Genomic DNA, 19,975 nt, shown 5'->3' on the forward strand with positions numbered 1-19,975 from the left:
CTTCGAGCGGTTCAAAAAAGCACTTCCGCTTGCCGATTTGTGATTGACGGGTTGACTTGATTCGGCGGCGCAAAATGGGCGCAGAGCATTCCTGGGTCACGAAGCATTTCCTGTAAGACTGGGTTGATTAAGACAAGTGCGTAGGGTGGGATGCGGCAGTACCGCAATCGGGGAGTGGCCGATATTACACTCGGCTTATGCCATTTGATAACCACCTATTAGGGTTGCTGTTGTCGCTGTATTCGGCAAAGTACCGGTATCAAATGGCGGATCAATTCGTCGTAAGTGGATTGCTTTGAAACGGTTAGAAACAACGGGCAACGCGTGGCCCAGACTGTCTCACCATCTCGGTAAATTCTCCGCAGATTGAGGGAGCGACTTTTTTGCGGACTACTTTTTCGCCCGCGAAATTATCAACAGGTGCGTTGGCGTCGCGCACTGACTTCGGCTGAGCGGCACAAGTTGTGCTGACGAGGGTGTCGCCTCGCGCTCATCAACTCCCCAGAAGTCCGCCACCATGTCCACGCACGTCAAGCAGAGAATCGATGCAGCTGTGCCCATGGATCAAGTTCCCGTGGAAGCGGCGAAGACTCCCGAAGCGGTGACGCTGCCCCGGCCTCCTGCGAGTTTGCCGGTAATGATTCTCTGCGGACTGGCAATCGTCGGCGCGCTGTACGTCGCGCGAGACATGATCATTCCCGTGATGCTCGCGCTGCTGTTGGCACTGCTGCTCATGCCCATCGTGCGTCGCCTGCAAAGTTGGCGCGTGCCAGACTTGTTATCTGCGTTTGTGCTCGTCTCGATTGTCGTGGCGCTGTTCAGCATGGCGATCTTGACGCTCACGCGCGAGGCTCAGCATTGGCTGGCCGATACTCCGGCGATGCTCAACAAAGCCAGTCTGTTGATTCCTGCGAACAGCGGCCCGCTCCAACATTTTCGCGAGGCCACGGCCGCCGTTCAGGAAATGACGACTCGCGATGGAGAGGCGAAACCATTGCAGGTCGAAGTGGCCACTCCAGACACGATGCTCACGGCACTTGGTGTAAGCACGCACTTTGTCGGTGCCGCCGTGATTGTCTTTGTGCTCGCGTTCTTCTTGTTGGCCTTCAATAAATCACTCATCAATCAGGCAGTCGAAAGCCGCGACACCTTCAGCGATAAGCGCAACGTCGTCCAACTCATTCGCAACGTCGAGACCGGAGTATCGCGTTACTTGTTCACCGTGACCGCGATCAATATCGGTCTCGGCGTCGCAACGGCCGCGTTGCTGTGGCTGATGAAGATCCCCAATCCGGTGCTCTGGGGAGTGGTGGTAGCCACGCTCAATTTTGTGCCCCACGTGGGCGCATTCTTCTGCATGGCCGTGCTGTTTCTCGTCGGTGCCGTGACGCATGAATCGCTCAGCTATGGTCTCGCGACGGCAGGAATGTTTGCCATTCTCACTTCGATCGAGAGCTACTTTGTGACGCCGCTGGTCCTCAGCCGTTCCCTGCAACTCTCGCCGCTGGCCATCATTCTGTCGATTCTCTTCTGGGGCTGGCTGTGGGGAATCGCGGGAGGCCTCATGGCCGCTCCCTTGCTCGCGATGATCAAAATCACCTGCGATCAGTTCGAATCGCTTCACGGAATCGCTGCCTTCCTCGCCGGCGAATCACACGACCCAACCCTAAAACGGGCCTGAACCCACCACCTCCTCTTCCGCTCCTATCCTCCTCCCATCTCCCATCTCCCATCCTCCTCCTCCGCGATCTCAGCGCCTCTGTGGTCCATCCTCTCCCCTCTCTCCCCACTCCCTCTCCCTACCTCCAAACCGCTTGCTGCAGCACCACACGATAGCCGTCAGCATCTTCAAACGTCCTTCCCCTCTGGTCCCAATACGGATTAAACGACTTCACAGGCTGGTAACCGCAGCGAGCCATCCGCTCCACGGCTTGCAGCCACTCGGCACGATCAGGAATGTAAAACACCAGCAGGTTGTCCTCGGTGGGTGCCTTGCCCGCCGGATGACCTGCCTTACGAGTGAACTCCAGGTGGTAGCTGGCTCCCGGGTGGCCGAGCATGACCCCATCGAAACCAGCATGGTCCGTGAACTCACCGAGGACGGCGAAACCCAGGCCAGCTCGATAGAACTCGACCACGGCCGCCAGCTTATCGCTGGGCCGAGCAACGCGCAGATGACACCGGCCGATTTCCATTTCTTACGCTCCTCCTACGAGGTGTTTGACCTGTGATCGCACGGTATTAGAATCTGCTCGACCCGCAATGCGTTGTCAAACGACTAACTTCAGATCAGCCGACTGGAGCAGCTCGTAAACCACTAACACGCTTGGAAATGCGACTTGGCAGATCGGACCTGATGCATGGCAGACAAGTCACTGATCAAAGCGGCGCGATCCGCAATAGAGAAGGGAGATTCTCTACGATTGAGGAGTCTCTTTAAGGAAGACCCTGACTTGCTGAACGTGGATACCGTCTTCGGGAGCTGGCTGCACATAGCAACGGAGTATGGTCAGCTTGAGATCGTCAAGCATCTCCTGGAGATGGGGCAAGATATTGACTGTTTGGGCGGTATCGCGGAGAGTACACCGCTTCACCTGGCGGCTTCCGAAGGTCAGTTCGAAGTGGCAAAGTATCTGCTCTCCAAGAATGCCAAATTGGACGTGAGCGCACCGGATAAAAATCCGCTATTTGCTGCCGTTCGCTCTGGACACGAGTCGATCGCAAAACTGCTACTTGACGCTGGTCTAGATGCCAGAGTTATTTACAAGGGCACGTCAGGAAAACCTAAGACCGCGTTGTCCTATGCGTTGGATTGGGGACGTCAGGACATCGCCTTGCTAATTGAGAACGCGGGCAAGTAGGAGCGTTGTCTTCGATGGACGCAAAAGAGAAGACTAAAGCGATACGGACTGCCCTTAAGCAGGGAGATGACGCGGCTGCGATCTCCCTCATTGAGGCTGATCCGTCACAAGTCGCCGCTGAAACAACATTCGGCACGTGGCTACATGTTGCGGCCCAGTACGATCGCCTTCAAGTGGTTAAAAGGCTGATTGAGATGGGCGCCGACATTCACAAGCCGGGCGGCATCGAAGACGCCAACCCGTTGTTTATGGCTGCGGATAGCGGCAGCATCGCAGTGCTGGACTACTTACTCTCGCTGGGTGCCAAGGCTGATGTGAGCAGGCCAGAAAGTAATCCACTTTTTGCCGCAATCGATCGGGGCCACCCCGAAGTGGCCAAACGGCTCATCGAGTCAGGGATCGATGTTCGCGTGAAGTACAAGGGTGCTTCCGGTGTGAAAGACGCACATTCCTATGCGTTGGATTGGGGCCGGAAGGACATCGCCGCGCTCATCGAGAACTCGGGCAAATAGGGGATTGTCTCGCCGATGGACGCAAAAGAGACGACCAAAGCGATACGGACTGCCATCAAGCAGGGAGATGATCAAGCGGCCGTTTCATTGATTTGTGCTGACCAATCTCAACTTTCTGCGATTACACCATTTGGCACATGGCTTCATGTAGCGGCCGCATATGGCCGTATCAATGTAGTGAAAAAGCTGATTGAGATGGGCGCTGACATGCACCTAAATGCGGGTATTGAAAATGCCACTCCTTTATTCATGGCGGCATTCGACGGTCATATCGAGGTGCTGGACTACTTGCTCTCACTGGGTGCTAAGGCTGATGTGAGCAGGCCAGAAGGCAATCCGCTTTTTGCCGCAATCAATCAGGGCCACACACAGGTCGCTAAACGGCTCATTGAGTCAGGGATCGATGTTCACGTGAAGTACAAGGGAACTTCCGGTGCCGTGAAAGACGCACATTCCTATGCGTTGGATTGGGGCCGGAAGGACATCGCCGCGCTCATCGAAGCCGCGAAGAGTTAAGGTTCGATAACTCAAGAGAAGCGAGCAGGAAATGCCCTACGCACAACAGCAATTGATCGAAGTTGCAATTCGTGAAGGCTACGAAGCTTTCGCTGTCGCAACGAGGTCGTTTCCAGCAGATACATTTTATGCCTTCTGCTTTTACGCTGATGCAGAGCTTACTTCTATCTATCCTCACGCCAATACACTCGAATCCCTTGCTCAAGTGGATAGCAGCGCTGACGCCAACTATTTCAAATGGGCACCGGCAGAATGGCAGCTCGATTTTGGGCAGTATGGCGATCCTGGCTTGATGCCAGAAACGAATCGCCTGCTGCGGCAGAGTTATGCGGATCTGAAAACGGATGACGAGTTCGCAGCTCGCAAGAAGCAGATGATCGCTACTCTGTCCGAAGCTCTGCTGAGCATCAAGCGCTCGTCTGTGTTTCAGGGCCATGCAGACTTGGAACGGCTCGCCTGCTGGGTAAATATCGGTGACTTGTGCGGCGAGCAGGAATGGATGTTCGCCCCGGTGATTGACGAGATGCCGGCAGACGTCGTAGAAGAACTGCGGCAGCTATTCGAGTTCGAAGTTCAGCGTAAACGAGCCTGACAGCGACATGTTGCGAGGGGTTGTTCAACAGCAGTTCCGATGGCCGCCTGTCAGGATGTACAGAGACAATCGAAAATAGATCGTGACAAACATATTGACAGACGATCGCGACTTGTCGATAATGCGAGTGCGTTCTTCAGCAAAGTGGTGGATCGGTTGGCGGCTGTCGGGAGCCTGGGAGTTGCGGATGGATTGCGCACCGGCCGCGTAGTTGCGCTAAGGGTTGTTCAAGTTTCAGGACGTGTCCAACAATGCGGCCGGTTGTTGGACAAAGAGGAGTGATGCGAAAAGTGTCACGGCGAACGCAAGCCTAATGCCTGGGACAGCTTGCGGCGAAAAACGAAAAATGGTGCCTGTCCAATAACTGGGCTCATTGTTGGACATTTACGGTGAAGTGAGTGGTCTGCTGCTGGCGGCATCACTGCCCGGCGCGGGTTTGCGGGGAGCTAGTTCGCGAATTTGCTTTGCCACTCGGCAGCTTCCTGGGGCTTGTCCCAAGCTTTGTAAAACTCAACGATCTCGGGACCGAGTCCACTGCGGAATTGATCGCGGAGTTCGGCAGGAAAGCTGTCCATGGCTTTCCAGGCGGTGAGAAAGTGTTGCTCGGCCGCTGACCACTTTTTCAGTTTGGCCTCGGCGATGGCGAGACTGCCGAGCGTGCGAACGGTATCTGGATGCCCCACGCCTTGCTTCTTGAGCTTGGCCGCCAGGACTTGTTCCAGCAGGGGAAGGGCTTCGTCGAGGCGATCGGCGTTGCGATACTCGATCGCCAGATTGCTAGTCACCAGCAGCGTGTAGGAATGGTCGGGCCCCAGCACGGTCTTCAATTGTTCCAGAGCTTCTTGGTAGAGAGGAATGGCCTCGCTGTTACGTCCCAGGTCGGCCAAGGCATCTCCCACGTTGCTCATTTCGACCAGCGTTTCGGGGTTCTTCGCCCCTTGCGTTTCGAGACGAATTTTGAGGGCTCGCTGAAACAGCGGAAGCGCTTCGGCGGGGCGATCGGTGCGGCGGTAGACGATTCCCAAGTTGCGTAACGAACTAAGCGTGAGTGGGTGTTCTGGGCCGAGCTTGGTTTCGCGAAGTTCGAGGACCGACTTGAACAGCGAAGTCGCCACGGCCGTTCGGCCCAGGTCCATTTGCGCGTTGCCGAGACTGGTCATGGTCGACAGGGTGGTGGGGTGATCGGGGCCCAGTTGTGTTTGCATGAGCTTGAGAGCTCGTTCCAGCATGGCGACGGCATCGGGAAGTTGCCCCTGAAGTCGATACGTCATCGCAAGATTGACCACGGCCTGGATCGTACCGGGATGTTCGGGCCCCAGCAGTTCTTCGCGGCGGGCGAGGACGTGCGTGTAGAGCGGAGCAGCTTCGCGCAGGCGATCGGCCTTCAAGTATCCGCTGGCGAGGTTCTCCATCGAGTCGAGCGTTTCGGGGGCATCGGGGCCCAGATGTTCGCGGCGCAACTTCAAGTTTTCTTCGAGCAGCGGGAGCGCCTCGGCCAGACGGCTGTTTTCGCGATAGGAGTTGGCCAGACTGTTGAGCGAGCTCAAGGTTTGCGGATGATGTGGACCGAGATGCTTTCGCCGTAGTGCGAGCGTTTCTTCCAACATGGGAATTGCCTCAGCCGAGCGACCAGCGATCTGGTAACCAGCCGCCAGATTGGCCAGGGCGGAAAGGGTCGCGGGATCTTCTGGACCGCGCAGCTGGGAAACGAGATCGCGGCACCGTTCGAGATGTTCCACCGAGCGGGCGAACTCGCCGACGGCTCGCTGGGCCAGACCGATCGCGAGGCGAACATCGTGCTCGACCTGCGGCTGCTGCTCAAAGCGGCCGGCGATCTTGTTCGAAGCGCGCAGCAACAATTCGCGGACGGTGAGCTTGGGGGGCACGTCGCTGGAGACCAGCAGCTTGAGTTCTTTGGCGACTGGCGAGGTGGAGTCAAATTGCAAGTCGATGCGGTCGGAAGCGCGGCGGAAGAGGTCTTTCACTTTGAGGTCTGGATCGATCGTCAGACGGGCGGCCGCTTGCAGCTCTGGCTCGGTGAGGGCCAGCAGGTCGTTGAGCAGAAAGTTCTTGACCGCGGTGGCAACGGCTTCCTCTTCGCGGGCTTTGGCTTCGTTCTGCTTGGCGATCTGTTCTTGCTGAAGGGCTTTCTGTTCGTTGAGCTTGGCGGCTCGCTCGCCCCGTTCTGCCCGCAGACGTTCCGTTTGCTCAGCCGAGTTGGCCTTCGCCAGTTGGGCGTTTTTTTGCCCCAAGACAACCACGCCCGTGGCGAAGGCCAGGAGCGCGACCGTGACGGTGGCCAACGTGCCCGAGACCAGAGCCGGGTGCTTGCGTGCCCAACGGCGGGCGCGCACGACGAGCGGTTCGCGATAGGCACTGACCGGTTCATCGGCCAGGTAACATTCGATGTCTTCCAGCAGTGCCTGAGCCGAAGAGTAGCGATCGGCGGGGCGGGCAGCGAGCGCGCGAAGGCAGATCGCTTCGAGAGGCTTGGGAATGTCGGCGCGAATGGTGCGCGGTGCTGGGAAACGGGCGGCCGCGATGTTCTGCAGCAGTTCGTCCTTGTCCGTAGCGGTGTACATCGCCTGCCCGGTGAGCAGGTGATAGAGCGTGGCACCGAGGCTGAAGATATCGGTCGCGGGGCCAAGTTGATCGAGTTGTCCCGCCGCTTGTTCGGGGCTCATGTACTGCAGCGTGCCTAGGCGGTCGCCAGTTTCGGTGTGTTCGACGGCTCCGCTCGAAGCGGGCTGAAGCGGTGCTTCGGCCGACGATCCGGCGACGTCGGTCGCCCCCAAAGGCTTGGCGAGTCCCCAGTCGACGACCAGCGTTTCGCCATAGTTGCCGAGCATGACGTTGCCCGGCTTGAGATCGCGATGCAACACGCCGCGACTGTGGGCATACTCGACCGCCTGGCAAACGTCGATGAAGCGGCCGAGCAGCTTGCGCAGTTCGAGTGTTCGCTGACCTTCTGTTGGTGCCGAGTTGGGCTCAGGCCGATGATAGCGCTCGATGGCCTGCTTGAGGGTGTCGCCTTTAATGAACCGCATCGCATAGTACGGCCGGCCATCGCCGTATTGGCCCAGGCTGTAAACGGGGACGATGCCGGGATGTTCCAGGCCGCCGGTAATCTCGGCTTCGAGCAGGAACCGGTTGCGAGCCGCCGACTGGGCGGCGTATTGCGGCTTGATCTCCTTGAGCGCGACGTCGCGATTGAGTTCTGAGTCGTGCGCGAGTGAAACTTGCCCCAGACCTCCGGCGGCGTGGAACCGCAGAATGCGGAACCGACCGGAGCCCGTCGACTGCCCGACGGTAGAACGGCTGGTACCAGAGGATGGAGCGAACGACAGCGTAGCGGGGACGGAAGTATCGCCGCGCTCCCAAGGCTCGGTACTTTGCGAGCCGAGCCCGGGGAGCGTACTAGGGGCTCGCTGCAAGTCGTTGCCGTTGGCGGCGAGATGGCTGCTCACCAGCGGTTCGAGCAGTCGGCGATTTTCTGGGGATAGTGCGCCATTCGACTCGAGCAATTCGGCGAGAGAATTGGATTGCTGTTGCACCCAATGCTGCAGCCCGGCAACGAGTTGGTCGCGGTTGATAAAGTTGTGCTGCAGGGCAAGAATCCCGATCAGCAGGTTCCGGTCGGCGGACATGGCAGAAGTTCCCGAGTGGCGAAAATAGCCGCGGAGAGGGAGTTCTGTTTTACCCTGCCTGCAGCACCGGCGGAAAGACTTTCCCGGAGTTCATGTTGAGAGATGTTCGATCGTGTCGATTGTGCCGGGCGAAGGAGCTTACTGCTGAGGCAGATACGGGCGAGGGCAAGCCGCCGCCAGGGCGAACGCGGGCTAGGCTTGGAAGGTGAATTGGCAAATCTCCCTTCAGGTGACCACCAGCATGTCTGCTACCGCGCACGCCGACTTTCAAAACAAGCAATCGTTCGCCTACAAGGCTCGCCGTAAGCGACTCGCGCATTTAATGGCTGTGATCGATGCCGCGCCGAAGCCACTCCGCATTTTGGACGTGGGCGGGACCGATGTCTTTTGGAAAACGATGGAGCTGGCCGATCGCGACGATCTGCAATTCACCGTCCTTAACATTTTTCCCGCCGAGACGCCTGACGAGCGATTCCGCTGGATCGTCGGCGATGCACGCGATTTGTCGCAGTTCGGCGATGGCGAATTTGATCTCGTCTTTTCAAACAGCGTGATCGAGCACGTCGGCGGACATGCCGATCAGGTGCGCATGGCTAACGAAATTCGCCGCGTCGGTCAGCGATACTTCGTGCAAACGCCCAATCGCTACTTCCCGATCGAGCCCCACTTTCTCTTCCCGGGCTTTCAGTTCTTGCCCGAGCGAACCAAGGTCTTTTTGCTCCGCCGCTTTCAGTTAGGCTGGTTCCCTAAAGCCAAGACGGAAGAAGAAGCCATTGGTTATGCCCGCGAGATTCAGCTGCTCAGCCGGAAAGAGTTCGCGGCGATGTTTCCGGACGCCCAGATGATCGACGAGCGCGTCGCTGGTCTGACGAAGTCGTTTATGGCCGTGAAAGGCTAGACGGGCGCGAGGCCACTATTTCTTCCCCAGCTTTCGCTGGGCCTGGAAGAAGCGCGAGAGAATCTCGCCGCAGGGCGCGGCCTGTACGCCGGGAACGATCTGGCAGCGGTGATTCAGCCGATTGTCGCTGAGCAGGTGATAGAGCGTGTTGACCGCGCCCGCTTTGGGATCGGTCGCGCCGTAGACGACGATGGGCACGCGAGCCTGCAGGATCGCTCCGCTGCACATGATGCAGGGTTCGAGCGTCACATAGAGCGTGCAGCCTTCCAGTCGCCAATCTCCCAGTGATTCCGCAGCCTGGGTGATGGCAATCATCTCGGCATGGGCTGTTGGGTCTTTCAGCGTCTCGCGCTGGTTGTGCGCCGAGGCGATCACTCGCGACCCCTGCACAATCACGGCCCCAACCGGCACTTCGTCTTCCTCCATGGCCTGCTGTGCTTCAGCCAAAGCCAGGCGCATGAATCGATCGTGGCTGACCGGCAGGTCCGGCAGTCCTTCGCTTTCGTCGTCGTCATAATCAGGTAGATGAATCATCGTTAGTCCCACAGACATCGTCCCGGATGCCGCGATGGCGCTCAAGGGGTTGCCTGCGCAGGCAACCCATCAAGCCGTAGCAAGCCGGCTATTCTCGGAGCGATTCCCACGCACCCAGCAGCAGGTTCGCAGCACGTTCGATGTCGTCTTCGGCCGTGTACCAGCCGAGTGACAGACGTAGCGTTTGCCGCGCAATTTGCGGATCAATTCCCATCGCCGCCAGCGTGGGTGACGTTGGCTGAGCATCGGTGTGCGCGCCGCCGCAGGTGTGCGCACACAGGTCGGGAATGTGGGCCAGCAGATCAGCGGCAGCAACTCCGGGGAAACTGAGACTGAGCGTGTTTGGCAGACGATCGGCCAGTTGCCCGTGCAGAATCAGTTCGTCGCCAATGCGAGACTGCAGCGAGCTCAACAGCTGGTCGCGCATCTTCTCGAGGCGATCGGGCGACTCTTCCAAGGCACGCGCATTCAGTTGTGCTGCTCGGCCCAGGCCCACAATGCCGGCCGTGTTTTCGATGCCACCGCGCAGGCCTCGTTCTTGACCGCTGCCGCGAATGAGCGGTTCGAGCGGCACGCCCCGTCGGACGAAGAGTGCGCCAATGCCCTTAGGGCCGTACAGCTTGTGTCCGGCAACCGTCAGCAGATCCACATCGAGCTCATCGACAAACGTGCGAACCTTCCCCACGCTTTGCGAGGCATCGGTGTGCAGCAACACGTTACGCGCGTGGCATAGTTCGCCAATTTGCCGCAAGGGCTGAATCACACCCGTTTCGTGATTCGCATGCATGATGCTCGCAAGGACCGTGTCGTTACGAAGGGCCGCCTGAACGGCTGAGGGCTGCACGATCCCTTGCCCGGTCACGCCGACAATCGTGATCTCGTAGCCCATACGTTCGAGCATCTGAGCGGGCAAGGCCACACTGTCGTGTTCGATGGCCGAGAGAATCAGGTGACCGCCAGCAGCCGGTTGATATCGCAACAATGTGCCCAGCAGGGCCAGGTTATTCGCTTCGGTGCCGCCGCTGGTAAAAATGATCTCTTCGGCATCGGCACCGATCAGATGTGCCAACTGCCCCCGCGCGTCTTCGCACGCTTCGCGGCACGCCCGGCCCGTGGCGTGGCTGTGAGAGGGGTCGCCAAAATGCTCCGCCAGAAAGGGGAGCATTGCCTCCTGCACGCTCGGAGCAATCGGCGTCGTGGAGTTGTAGTCGAGATAGAGTTGCCGCATTCGCAGTCCTTTACAGCGCGCTCGATAAATACGCGGTCCTTCGCCGGGCAACTCAGCTTAAGAAGAGCCTGCTATCGACGCCAGGGCAAGCTGGCGTGCGTCTAAGGTGGGCAGCTCGCTAGAAATGGGCACTCGCGAGCTGGTGTGCTTCCGCTCGCGATTACGGCGGCTCGGATTCGAGTTCAGCTTCGGTCTTGACGTTTAGAGATTCGATGGCTTCCGCCAGGTCGGTAAGTTCGGCGACGGTCGCATTGCGAACAATGCCCAGACCGCCGATGACACCGATCACCAGCACCGTGACCAGCAGAATCCATTCCAGGGTAAGCACGCCGCGCCGTTGCGACCGCTTCCCGAATTGCTTCTTCAACCAAGCCATAAGCCCACCTGTTCTCTGTCAAGGAAGATTGTCCTGGCCAAGGCTTGCAGACCATGCCAGACGAAACTCCCTTATTGCACACGTCGTACCAATCGCGGCACAGATCCAGGTCTTGCTCCGGCAGGTCCCGCCCAACGTGGGGAAATCAGGCGTTTTTTGGCTACTCCGGGCGGCCGTTGCTTGGAAGCACAGCCATCGATGTTTCAACTCCGGAACGCTCTGTTGCCAAGCAATGTTGCCAGAAGACAACGAGCGTTGATATTCGGCAGCAAGCGGGTGCCCGGCTCAGTGAGTAATGAGCGAAGACCTCAAATCTGATAGTTCAATTCCGGCTTCAGTTCATCCGGAATTTCCGCGCGAATCCGCAACTTCGGCTTTTCCATTACAACCGTTGTATGCGGCTCAACACTATGCGTGAGCCAGACGCTGGAGCCAATCACCGAGTGATGTCCCACGACGGTGCGACCGCCAAGGACCGTGGCATTCGCATAGATCACCACGCCATCTTCCAGCGTGGGATGCCGCTTGTGGCCGCGGACCAGGTTACCGTCGTCATCGGTGGCAAAGCTGAGAGCACCGAGAGTCACACCCTGATAGAGCTTGACGTTGTTACCGATCTCGCACGTCTCGCCCACCACTACGCCGGTGCCGTGATCGATAAAGAAGTGGTGGCCGATGATCGCACCCGGATGAATGTCGATGCCGGTCTGCTTGTGGCTCCATTCGCTCATCATACGGGGAATAAACGGCACACCGAGGCGACGCATTTCGTGCGCAATGCGATGGACGGTAATCGCTTCGAGCCCCGGATAGCAAAACACCACTTCGTCGATGCTGCGGCAAGCGGGGTCGCCGTCGTAGGCCGCGCGGGCATCGGTGCCGAGGATCTCGCGCAGGTACGGTATGCGTTCGAGAAACGCAATCGCCATCGCCTGGCCCTTGGCTTCGTAGTCGGTCTCGGGGTCGCAGGCACTGCCCGCGTTGACGCGATCGTCGTGACGCAGCGCACGGGCAATTTGCCGAGTGAGCTTATCGTGCAGGCCGTCAATGATGTCGCCCACGTGATAGGTGACATTGCCGATGTGCAGGCCTTCGCGGCGGCGATAGCCGGGGTAGAGAATGTCTTTCAGGTCCGCCAGGCACTCGACGATTTCGTCGTAGTTTGGCAGCGGGCAATGCCCCAAATAATGAATCGCCCCTTCGCAGCGGTACGTCGCCACGATCCGGTCGGTCAGACGGGGAAGTTGTTCCTTCAGCCGAAAATCGGAAGCCATATTCAGCTCCAGCAGGAGGGCGTCACAAGCAGAATCGAGTCGGGGTCGCGCGGCGGGAAAATCCCTGTGATCAATGCGGCCGTAGCAGACACTGATCAGCCGGTACACAACTCAAGGCTGAAGGGGAACAGGACGCAAGCAGGCATGGGAAGCATCCAAAGTGAGTGACGCGAGCGGTGAGGCAAACTTTGCGGGCGGGAATGCCTGGTAACTGCCGGGGAATGTTAGGTGTCACAACCCCGAGAATCAAGGCATCTGGAATTACTGTCGACCAGTGCCCAGACAGAAGTTGAGGCAAAGGTTCACTCCGCCTGCCGCTGCCGGGTGGTGCAGCACGCCGCAGGTCGCCTGCTGCTAATCAACGTTCCGGCAGACAAGTCTCGCATCGCCAACCGCCAAAACGTCCAACAACGGGCGGGGTTATTGGACAGGCACTGAGTCTTCTACTTTGTCCGAAGTTGCTACCGGCGTATCACTTGCGACTCTCGCGCAACTTTTGCAACGCACTCCTTTTGTCCATCAACCCGGCACTTTCTTGGACAGGCCCCTCCACCGCAATCTTCGCCCCGCCGTGCGAGCACGACGCAAACCAACCGCGCAGGGCGGGAACTCACTTCAACAACCAAGCTGTAAGAGAACTTCCCGACATTAGCTCATAAGGGCGACATTTTGTCAAGTGTTTGTTTATAAATCCAAAAGAGTTTTCGGTCGCCCGCAACGAGGCTGTTGCTGCTCTGCCCGCGACACCATTTCAGCCGCCAGGGCGATCGTTACTAGCCAGCGAAACCAGGGAAATCATTCCTCGCGATTGCCGTTGCGGCAGACGGAAGGTGTCAGTATGCTCCCTCGCGCGACGGCTAGAACTGCGCGCGGGAAGCGCACTCAACGTACGAACACCTTCATTCACGGAAGCGAGACTGTGGCGAGATTCGCCCACTCACGACGACGATTTCTGCTGACCTTGCCCGCTTGGGCGATGGCTGGTCTGGTGGGGTGCGCGCCGTTTCAAGTCAACCAAGAATCGTCTACCAATCGGCTGCTGCCGCCGCCGAAGCTTGCGCCGGGAAGTGTGATTCTCGAGATCGCCCACGCGCAATTGTCCATGGCCGATCAGGCCGGTTACGACGAAGTTTGGAATCAAACCGACGAGCAATCGCTGGCCCTCGAACTTCGTACCGAACTGGCCCGCAATGGTCTGCGTTGCGGCATTCTCGGCCAAACGGTTCCCGAGAAGATTCGCCAGTTGATGTCACAAAAAGTGGACATTGCCGACCAGCGCAGCGAAGACCTCGATGTGGGTGAGGTGGAAGTCGATCGCCAGCTGCGACGCTTGCAATGCCGGGCGGGTCGCCGGGCGAAGGTGCTCTGCTCCAAGACTTTTCCGGAACTCTCACTGCTCACTCGCGACAATGGCTCCGTCCGGGGAGAACAGCTGTACAAGGCTCAATGCCTGTTCGGTCTGAAGCCCTATCCTGAGACCGATGGACGCGTGAGGATCGACCTCATTCCCGAAGTCGAGCATGGCGAGGTCAAGCAGCAGTGGGTGAGTGGCGAAGGCACGCTGATGCAGCGGATTGGCCGGCCGAAACTCACCTTTGAGCAACTCCGCACCTCCATTACGCTGGCACCCGGCCAGACGCTGGTCTATTCGGCCTGCCAGGATGCCAAGGGACTCGGCGAGCACTTCTTTGTCGAATCGATCGGCGGCACCAAGTCGCGGTCGATGCTGTTTGTGCGCGTAGCCCATACCCAGCACGACGATCTCTTTGCGCCGGAACTCTCCGCGACGCCGCTGGCCACGCCCGGCGAGTAAGCATGCGGAGATGCGCCACGGCGGAGCATGGCGACCACGCGGGCACGGCTAATTGCCGGCTGAGAATTGCCCGCCACGCATTCCCTTGGTCAAGGGCGGCGAATTCCGTAAAATGAGGTAGGTTTGCAGTATCGTTTGCTCGTTTGTTTGTACCGGAATTAACGCTTATGTCACAAGCTCCTCCGAATTATCCGCCCCAGCCCATTGTCATCTATCAAGGTGGCGCAGGCTTCTGGCGCATTGCTGCGGTGTTTGGTTGGGTTGGCCTGTTCATTGCCGGCCTCATCGTCATCGGCCAATGGTCGGCGCTCGCCGACTATTTCAATACCACCGGCAACCTGGAAGAAAGGTATGTCAGCGGCGGTAAGTTTGCGACCGACAAGATTGCCATCATCTCGATCGAAGGAGTCATCATGGAAGGTGATGGCTTCGTCAAGCAACAGATCGATCGCGTTCGCGAAGATGAGAATGTGAAGGCCATCATCGTCCGCGTCGATTCGCCCGGCGGAACCGTAACCGGCAGCGACTTCATTTACCATCACCTCAAAAAACTGCGCGAAGACAAGGGAAAGATTCCGCTGGTAGTCAGCATGGGGAGCATGGCCGCCAGCGGCGGTTATTACGTCTCGATGGCTGTGGCTGAGCAAGAGAACGTCATCTATGCCGAGCCGACCACCACTACGGGCTCGATTGGCGTCATCATTCCGCACTACAACTTCACCGACCTGATGAAGGAACATGGCGTAGTCGACGATTCAATCGCCAGCCATGAGCGGAAGCAGATGCTGAGCATGACGCGCGAGTTGTCGCCCGAGAATCGCGCGATCATTCAATCGTACGTCGACGAGTCATTCGGGCGGTTCAAGAACATCGTGAAGTCGGGTCGACCGATTTTTGAGAAGGACAGTTCGGCACTCGATCAATTGGCGACGGGCGAAATCTTCTCGGCCGATCAGGCACTGAAGCACGGCCTGGTCGACAAGATCGGCTTTCTGGAAGATGCCGTGGCCCGCGCTCTCGAACTCGCCAAGCTGGAAAAAGATAGCGTCCGCGTGGTGAGGTTCCGCCGGCCCGCAACGCTCTTCAATCTGGGAGCCGTGGCGCAGGCTCAGCAGCAGAGCGCTGACTTGTCAGCGCTGCGGGGGCTGCTCGAAGCGTCAACGCCACGAGCTTACTACTTGTTCTCGGCCTTCCCCACACTCGCGGCCAGCAAGCGAGCCGAGTAGCGTGACGGCAGACCCTGCTGATCTGCCGAGTCTCGTTAGCCCGTGCCGGCAGACCTTCTGGTCTGCCGAGTCCCCTGCCTTGCCTCATTCGCTGGCGTAGTTCCAGCTTGGCTCGGCCAGCAACCTACTTGTAATCCAGCGTGACGACGACTGGATAGTGATCGCTGACGTCCCGTTCGGCCTCGGGAATCGTCCAGTAGATGTCCATGTGATCTTTGTCCTGCTCCTTGCCGCGCACGACGAGGTCGCGGCGAATGGCAACCGACTTGAAGGAGAGGTCCTTGCGAGTCGGGTCGTCCTCGACCAGGCTCTTGCTGAGCAAGATGCGGTCGTATTGCTGACCGTTCAAATGCGTGTGGCGCTCCTTCTCTTTGAGTTCGACGAGCGTATCGAACAGGTCGTCGTCTTTCTCCGGTGTATTGAGCCCGCGCATCACGCCAATGTCGCCCTCAGCGGTGGTCTCGGTCGCGAACTCATCGCTGTTCAAGTCGCCCATGAGGACCACGTTCTCGCCCTTCTTAATCAGGTCGTTGACCCACGCGCGAATCAGCGTGCCCTGGCGAATGCGTAGATTCGTGGCCATCCCTTGGGCTCGCAAGTGCATGTTCACGACGGTCATCGTTTCGCGATCGGGACCGGTGCCCCACTCGAAGGTCGCGAACAGGTGTTTGGCCACGCTCATGTTTCGCTTGTCTTCGAACTGCTCCTTCGACATTTCGCGGCGGCCGAAACCGGTGAGCCCACTCAGAGCGAGAATGCCGACATCTTGTTCGGTGAAGAAGTCGCTCCCTTCGACGAAGGCCGTGCGAAACTTCAGGTCGGGGTCATTCTTGAATCGCTGCGTCAGATAAAAGAGCACGCGGCTGTTTTCAATCTCTTGCAGCCCCAAGATCGTGGGCTTCACTTCTCGCACCAGCTTTTCGACGCCGGCCAGCTTCCAATCCCATTCGGGGCGACTGGGCGCGGTCATTTTTTTGGCGAGGTCCGAACTATTATCGCCCGGATAGTTGTCGAACAGCCATTCGGTGTTCCACGAGCAGATGACTACTTGCTCGGGAATGGGATCGGCGGCCGCCGTCGTGGCGAAAATCAAACCAAGGCAGCCCGCAATCAGCAGGCAGGAAACACGCAGCATAACAGGCGTCCTCAGGGCAATTTCGTTCTGGAATCCCTTGACGTTAACTTCCCGGCAACGGCCACGATAGTCCCGGCCAGAGTCAATCTTCACGATGCGGATTTCGCACCACGGAACTGTCAGCGACGAGCGCCGTTGAAGAGCGCCGAATATGATAGGCTGAAACGGACCGTGGCCGACAACCACGGCAGGAGATCACTCAATGCAGTGGCTGCAGTTTTCGTTCGACCGCCCGTGGTTCCTTCTCTTGCTCCTGTTGCTCCCCGTGATTTGGATGACAGGCTGGCGCAGTCTTTCGGGTCTGGGCAAGTTCCGTTTTTATACGGCGTTGGCGTTTCGCTCGGCGTTGCTCATTCTGCTCGTCTGCGCGCTGGCCGAGATTCAACTCGTGCGGATCTCGCAGCGGATCGTCGCTCTGTTTCTCATTGATCAATCCACGAGTGTCGCCGCCGCTGATCGCCGAGCCGCTTTTGAGTACGCCGGGGCCACCGTCGAAAAGCATCGCGATACCGTGCTGGAGGACGAAGCGGGCGTGATTGTCTTCGGCGCGCAAGCTCAGATTGAACATGCCCCTTCCCCGATCGGTTCGCTGCCCAATCGGCTGGAAAGTAGCGTCGACGACAGCCGTACGAATCTCGCTGGCGCGATGCGCCTGGCCAAGGCCTCGTTTCCGGCTGGCGTGGCCAAACGCGTCGTGATCCTCAGCGATGGAAATCAAAACGTAGGCGACGCTCTGGGCGAAGCTCGTGAAATGGCGGCTGCGGGAATCGGCATCGATGTCGCTCCGCTGGCTCATGGCGCGCAAGGTGACGTGGTGATCGACCGAGTAACAGCACCTGCAGGCGCACGTGCAGGCCAGGCGTTCGAGGTGCAAGTGGTCGTCGATTATCGCCTGCCGCCAACCAGTGAATTCAGCAAGCCGCCGCCCAGCACCGTGCGCGGCAAGTTGAGCATCTATCGTCGCGCGTCGGGACACACGCACCTTGTGGGCGAAGAAGATGTCACCCTGCGGGCCGGTAAGCAGGTCTTTCAGTTCCGCCAGCAACTGGAAGAGACAGCTTTCTACACTTATGAGGCCCGGTTTGTTCCGGCCGAGGCCGGGACCGATCACTACGTGCAAAACAACAGCGCATCCGCATTCACGCACTTGCAAGGGCGCGGCCGTGTGCTCTTGATTGTCAACAGCGAGCATCCGCAGGAGTTCGACGGTCTCGCCGCGCTGCTGCGGAAGAACGAACTCGAAGTGACCATTCAGCCCACGAATGCCCTGTTCACATCGCTGGGCGAGTTGCAGAACTACGACTGCGTCGTCATGGGCAACGTGCCCCGTACCACCGGCGTGCAGGCCGATGAACTGGCCCAATTCACCGACGAGCAAGTGAACATGCTCGTGAAGAATGTCGAGCAATTGGGAGCGGGCCTGGTGATGATCGGCGGCCCCGAGAGTTTTGGCGCTGGTGGCTGGGCGAATACAGAACTCGAGAAAGCCTTGCCGGTCGATCTGCAGGTGAAGAACTCGAAGGTAACCGCTGTCGGCGCGTTGATGCTGGTGATCGACAAATCGGGGTCGATGGCGGGCGAGAAACTCGAACTGAGCAAGGCTGCGGCGATAGCCGCGATCGGCATGCTTGGCCCACACGACTCGGTCGGCGTGATTGCCTTCGACGATGGCCACGAAGAACTCATCAGCTTGCAAAAAGTGGGGGATCGCGCGCATCGCTTCAAGGACCGCATCAAACGCCTTGGTCCTGGCGGCGGCACCAACATGGAGACAGGCATTAAGCGCGGCTACGACCAACTCCTTAAATCAAAAGCTTCGGTCAAACACTTGATTGTCCTCACCGACGGTCAAACCGCCGGCAGTGGCTATCAAAAGCTGGCTGCCGACATGCGAAAGCGCGACATCACGACGACGACTGTCGCGGTCGGTGCCGATGCCTCGAAAACGCTGCTGCAAGAGATTGCAACCCGCGGCGATGGCAAGTATTACCAGGCCAACAACCCGAAGGCGATTCCCAAGATCTTCATGAAAGAGACTCGCCGCGTAATGCGGCCGCTGGTCTTTGAAAGTGACTCTGGGTTGTCGCTCATCCAGAACGAACATCACGAAATGCTCACCGGCATCTCACCCGAAATGCCGCCGATCACTGGATACGTGCTCACCACGCTCAAAGAAAATCCACTGGTTGAAGCACCGCTGCTCGCGCCTCTGCCTGGCTCGCCCAACAACACGGTGCTGGCAGCCTGGACGTATGGTCTTGGCCGGACGGTGGCCTTTACGACCGATGCGGGGCAACGATGGGCCAGCCAATGGTCCGATTGGGGCGACCGCGACAAGTTCTTTGTGCAGATGATTCGCTGGTCGATGCGCCCGCTGCTCGATCAAGGCAACTTCACCGTGGCGACGCAAGTTCGCGATGGTGAACTGGCGGTGAGCGTGCAGGCCATTACGAAGGATGGTGACTTCATCAATAACTTGTCGCTCAGCGGAGCCATGGTGGGCGATGACAACAGCGAACAAGGGGACCTGTCGTTCGACCAAATCGGCCCAGGTCGCTACGAAGCCAAACTGCCGCTCGAAAAAGCTGGCACCTACCTGCTCGGCATTCGCCCGGGAGCCGGCATGGGCGTTTTGCGCACCGGCGTGAATGTTCCTTACTCGGCCGAGTACAAAGACACGACCACCAACGAACAACTGCTCGCAACACTGGCGTCGCTCAAGCCCGAGGGTGGCCAGCCTGGCGAACTGATCCGGTTGCCCGAGGACTCTTCGCTGTGGGCGCAGTTCTCGTCGCCGAATCACTTTCGCCGCGATCTCCCCCCGGGGCGTCTGCTCACGGGAGTGTGGCCCCTCTTCGTGCTGATCGCCGCTTGCCTGTTTCTGTTCGATATTGCCAATCGACGACTGCAAATTCCCTGGGACGCGGTCGCTGCCTCGCTGGCCCGCTTCCGGGCAACACCGGCAATCGCCGAAGCAGCCGCGCCGCAGATCGCCAGGCTCCAAGCCACTAAGCGACAGACACGCGAGCGCACCACTGCTACCTGGTCGCCCCCCGAAGTGGATGCATCGCCCGCGGTTGCAGAAACCATGCGAGACGACTCAAGCATTCCAACTTCCCCAGCACCTCCTGTCGTATCTGCTGCGCAATCGTCTACGCCATCAAAAGCGCCGGCCGAAGATGGCGACGGGTACTCCGACCGCTTGCTGAAAAAACTGCGCGAAGTGCGGGCCAAGGAGCGAGACTCGCGACCGTAGAGCAGCGGCCGAGAAATGCTTTGCCGGAAACCACCGCTCGTGAAGCCGCGAGAAGTTCCTACAATGGTGCCTTCGCCACGGGCAGCCGACGGAACGTCTCGGCAGGG

The 19,975-nt window shown here is 58.8% G+C and carries 16 protein-coding genes; 9 read left to right on the plus strand and 7 right to left on the minus strand.

All coding sequences use genetic code 11. From position 1 onward, the window contains the following. Positions 1-517: 517 nt before the first annotated feature. Positions 518-1,681 (plus strand): AI-2E family transporter, encoded by a 1,164-nt coding sequence (locus tag NA78x_RS09285; protein WP_425618158.1) that lies wholly within the window; start codon positions 518-520, stop codon positions 1,679-1,681. 118 nt (positions 1,682-1,799) lie between these two features. Here the strand turns inward: NA78x_RS09285 and NA78x_RS09290 are convergent, their stop codons facing one another. Continuing rightward, positions 1,800-2,195, minus strand: coding sequence for a VOC family protein (locus NA78x_RS09290; RefSeq protein ID WP_425618159.1), 396 nt, complete (start codon positions 2,193-2,195; stop codon positions 1,800-1,802). 165 nt (positions 2,196-2,360) lie between these two features. Between NA78x_RS09290 and NA78x_RS09295 the strand changes: the two genes are divergently transcribed. The 4 genes from NA78x_RS09295 to NA78x_RS09310 are packed head-to-tail and all read left to right on the plus strand — an operon-like array spanning position 2,361 to position 4,481. Continuing rightward, positions 2,361-2,861 (plus strand): ankyrin repeat domain-containing protein, encoded by a 501-nt coding sequence (locus tag NA78x_RS09295; RefSeq protein WP_425618160.1) that lies wholly within the window; start codon positions 2,361-2,363, stop codon positions 2,859-2,861. A 14-nt stretch (positions 2,862-2,875) separates the two neighbouring features. Next, the gene (locus tag NA78x_RS09300) at positions 2,876-3,373 is read left to right on the plus strand and encodes an ankyrin repeat domain-containing protein (protein WP_425618161.1); all 498 of its coding nucleotides are present in this window, start codon (positions 2,876-2,878) and stop codon (positions 3,371-3,373) included. A gap of 15 nt (positions 3,374-3,388) precedes the next feature. After that, on the plus strand, positions 3,389-3,889 hold the full coding sequence (locus NA78x_RS09305) for an ankyrin repeat domain-containing protein (protein ID WP_425618162.1): 501 nt from the start codon (positions 3,389-3,391) through the stop codon (positions 3,887-3,889). Between the two features lie 31 nt (positions 3,890-3,920). Then, the gene (locus NA78x_RS09310) at positions 3,921-4,481 is read left to right on the plus strand and encodes a DUF4303 domain-containing protein (protein WP_425618163.1); all 561 of its coding nucleotides are present in this window, start codon (positions 3,921-3,923) and stop codon (positions 4,479-4,481) included. 446 nt (positions 4,482-4,927) lie between these two features. On the opposite strand, the gene NA78x_RS09315 is transcribed toward NA78x_RS09310, so the two are convergent. Next, on the minus strand, positions 4,928-8,128 hold the full coding sequence (locus NA78x_RS09315) for a tetratricopeptide repeat protein (protein WP_425618164.1): 3,201 nt from the start codon (positions 8,126-8,128) through the stop codon (positions 4,928-4,930). Positions 8,129-8,369: 241 nt separating this feature from the next. Between NA78x_RS09315 and NA78x_RS09320 the strand changes: the two genes are divergently transcribed. Then, on the plus strand, positions 8,370-9,026 hold the full coding sequence (locus tag NA78x_RS09320) for a class I SAM-dependent methyltransferase (RefSeq protein ID WP_425618165.1): 657 nt from the start codon (positions 8,370-8,372) through the stop codon (positions 9,024-9,026). Between the two features lie 15 nt (positions 9,027-9,041). Here NA78x_RS09320 and tadA read toward each other — a convergent pair whose 3' ends face one another. The 4 genes from tadA to epsC all read right to left on the minus strand — a co-directional run bounded on the left by tadA (position 9,042) and on the right by epsC (position 12,438). Beyond that, positions 9,042-9,560, minus strand: a complete 519-nt coding sequence (gene tadA, locus NA78x_RS09325) for a tRNA adenosine(34) deaminase TadA (protein WP_425618166.1) — start codon at positions 9,558-9,560, stop codon at positions 9,042-9,044. 88 nt (positions 9,561-9,648) lie between these two features. Then, a complete protein-coding gene (locus NA78x_RS09330) occupies positions 9,649-10,788 on the minus strand; it encodes a cysteine desulfurase family protein (protein ID WP_425618167.1) in 1,140 nt (379 codons plus the stop codon). Between the two features lie 160 nt (positions 10,789-10,948). Continuing rightward, on the minus strand, positions 10,949-11,164 hold the full coding sequence (locus NA78x_RS09335) for a hypothetical protein (protein WP_425618168.1): 216 nt from the start codon (positions 11,162-11,164) through the stop codon (positions 10,949-10,951). A gap of 308 nt (positions 11,165-11,472) precedes the next feature. Further along, positions 11,473-12,438: a serine O-acetyltransferase EpsC gene (epsC, locus tag NA78x_RS09340; RefSeq protein ID WP_425618169.1), complete on the minus strand. Its 966-nt coding sequence runs from the start codon at positions 12,436-12,438 to the stop codon at positions 11,473-11,475. 919 nt (positions 12,439-13,357) lie between these two features. Between epsC and NA78x_RS09345 the strand changes: the two genes are divergently transcribed. Then, positions 13,358-14,251 carry a hypothetical protein gene (locus NA78x_RS09345; protein WP_425618170.1) on the plus strand — a complete coding sequence of 298 codons (894 nt, stop codon included), beginning with the start codon at positions 13,358-13,360 and terminating at the stop codon, positions 14,249-14,251. 167 nt (positions 14,252-14,418) lie between these two features. Continuing rightward, entirely contained in the window at positions 14,419-15,477 is a 1,059-nt protein-coding gene (gene sppA, locus NA78x_RS09350; RefSeq protein WP_425618171.1) for a signal peptide peptidase SppA, read from the plus strand. A gap of 124 nt (positions 15,478-15,601) precedes the next feature. Here sppA and NA78x_RS09355 read toward each other — a convergent pair whose 3' ends face one another. Beyond that, positions 15,602-16,612: an endonuclease/exonuclease/phosphatase family protein gene (locus NA78x_RS09355; protein WP_425618172.1), complete on the minus strand. Its 1,011-nt coding sequence runs from the start codon at positions 16,610-16,612 to the stop codon at positions 15,602-15,604. A gap of 202 nt (positions 16,613-16,814) precedes the next feature. Between NA78x_RS09355 and NA78x_RS09360 the strand changes: the two genes are divergently transcribed. Continuing rightward, positions 16,815-19,868 carry a VWA domain-containing protein gene (locus NA78x_RS09360; protein WP_425618173.1) on the plus strand — a complete coding sequence of 1,018 codons (3,054 nt, stop codon included), beginning with the start codon at positions 16,815-16,817 and terminating at the stop codon, positions 19,866-19,868. Positions 19,869-19,975 lie beyond the last annotated feature (107 nt).

The sequence above is a fragment of the Anatilimnocola aquadivae genome (assembly GCF_049819085.1).
Classification (GTDB): Bacteria; Planctomycetota; Planctomycetia; order Pirellulales; family Pirellulaceae; genus Anatilimnocola.